This window comes from Rhodococcus sp. BH5 (assembly GCF_027583855.1).
GTDB lineage: Bacteria > Actinomycetota > Actinomycetes > Mycobacteriales > Mycobacteriaceae > Rhodococcus_F > Rhodococcus_F qingshengii.
In genome coordinates this window covers 1-1,825 of sequence record NZ_JAJHVW010000064.1, presented here as the reverse complement: position 1 = coordinate 1,825, position 1,825 = coordinate 1, and the positions used below count along the sequence as shown (strand labels likewise).

The following is a 1,825-nucleotide window of genomic DNA, read 5'->3' as shown; positions in this document are numbered from 1 at the left end:
ACGCGTTTCGCTCTCGCACGGGGCATCCGAAGAGCACGGCCGGTGCGCAGGCACAAGATGAGGGGCGCAGCGCACCGCGCCCCTCAATGAATAAGGACTGGTAGATGGCTTCGTAGCTGATCCGCATGGACTCATCATCCGGGAAGTCGATCGGCAGCCGGTTCGAAATCTGCTCCCTGCCAGGCGTTTATCCAGAGTCGGGCGATCACCTGGCACATGCTTGCCCACTGCTCGGCGAACGCGCCTGAGCCGTGGCCTCCGTCGGCGCTGTGTAGATCGGCTTGAGATCGCGCTTGAGCGAATCCCAGTGCTGACGACCCGAGAACCGAAAGGTGTGGCAGATCAAATACACGATGCAGGTCTGGACAGTGGTGGCCGGCCACTCACGTTCCCGACAACTTCCGACAGGCCTTGAGTCCGTCGCTGACCAGAAAGTACACGTCCCTGGTGATCGATTTCGGATATCCGTGAGCCCGCTCATCGAGAATTTGGCGCCTTCACCGCCGCCTTATTATGTTCGAATCGAATCCAATCCAACTCCAGCTATTTTACACGGAGGCTGTTGCTGCTACCAGCTCACGAATCCGATGCATAATCTGTATGGTATTTCAAGTAGCCAATTAGTGTATGTAATCCAATCGGTGGATTTGCATCACAAACTCCGTCGCCTGGAATGCATGACCAGGTGACTGGCACTACGGCAAAGGGAGGGCGCTCTCCGGAAAAAGTTATTCCAGGGATGGGACTTTTGTCCGATAAAATAACTTCAATACCGGTAATAGGCTGACGCGGATCCGCATACAAATATGCTTGCACACGGTGACGTATATCATCGGGTAAACCACTGGTGCGAGTGTCGATTTCTGACGCGACATCACCGACGATTCGTGCGCCTTGAGAGTATCCAAGTAATATATACGATGAACTTGAGCGACATTCAAATTCATGCCGAGTTAGCCTGCTCTTAAGATTTTCTATACCGATAGCTACTGATTCATCATAACTCGACAACCAGCCGTTAATCCCAACTACCATACCCCCGGGATATTCAATATGCTCGACATTATCACCAAATTCTCGGTAAGATATTACCTTAAGCGGAGAATTGGCATCGATGCTAGTAGGTGTATGGATTGACTTTGTTCCGTCCACGGCTAGAACAAGTGGAACCGAACAATCTGCTGAAGTAAATCCTATTTTCGCCAACGCAAAAGAGGGGTGAAAACAGAATTGAATCATCACTAGTAGCAAAAGTGCCGCATACGAGAATGGTGCTCTTGACACTCAACTTCACCTCACCTAAATTGCACAAATTGAAACCTTATCAAGGCTTATAATAAGCCTTGATAAGGTAGGGTAGTTTTGCTAATCAATTGAGATATGAGCACATCTCTACAATTGCGGCAAAAGGCCGAAAATTGACTATTGCAGATGCATCACTCAACGACATATTTCGTTAAACATTAAGCCGTTTATCGACATTCACATTTGACGAAATATGTCATTGAATTAGCTGAATTAGGCTGTCTTGAAAAGTAAAATTAACGCTTAAGCTGCTGTTCGCTGGCGCTCGACGATAACACCGGGAGGTGTCGTCGACTTGACCAAACCGGGCGGAAGAGCGAGCTTGAAGATCTTGCCCCATACCGAACCGATCTGCTTGAAGAACCCACCGGTGTTGTACGGCAAACCGTACTTCCCGCACAATTCTTTCACCTGGGGAGCGAGTTCCGGATAACGATGCGCAGGCAGGTCCGGGAACAGGTGGTGCTCGATCTGGTGCGAGAGGTTGCCGGACATGATGTGGAAGAGCGGGCTTCCCTCG

The 1,825-nt window shown here is 50.1% G+C and carries 2 protein-coding genes and 2 pseudogenes; all 4 read right to left on the bottom strand.

Annotation, left to right across the window (positions count from 1 at the left end):
• Window positions 1-194 (bottom strand): annotated as a pseudogene (locus RhoBH5_RS32530) (IS30 family transposase); the annotation flags it as partial.
• Window positions 177-505, bottom strand: a pseudogene (locus RhoBH5_RS32525) (transposase); the annotation flags it as partial. The pseudogenes RhoBH5_RS32530 and RhoBH5_RS32525, both read right to left, overlap by 18 nt.
• 71 nt (window positions 506-576) lie before the next feature.
• A complete protein-coding gene (locus RhoBH5_RS32520; RefSeq protein WP_270009638.1) occupies window positions 577-1,284 on the bottom strand; it encodes a PE-PPE domain-containing protein in 708 nt (235 codons plus the stop codon).
• A 264-nt stretch (window positions 1,285-1,548) separates the two neighbouring features.
• A partial coding sequence (locus RhoBH5_RS32515) for a fatty acid desaturase family protein (RefSeq protein ID WP_270009637.1) occupies window positions 1,549-1,825 on the bottom strand: 277 nt, incomplete at its 5' end.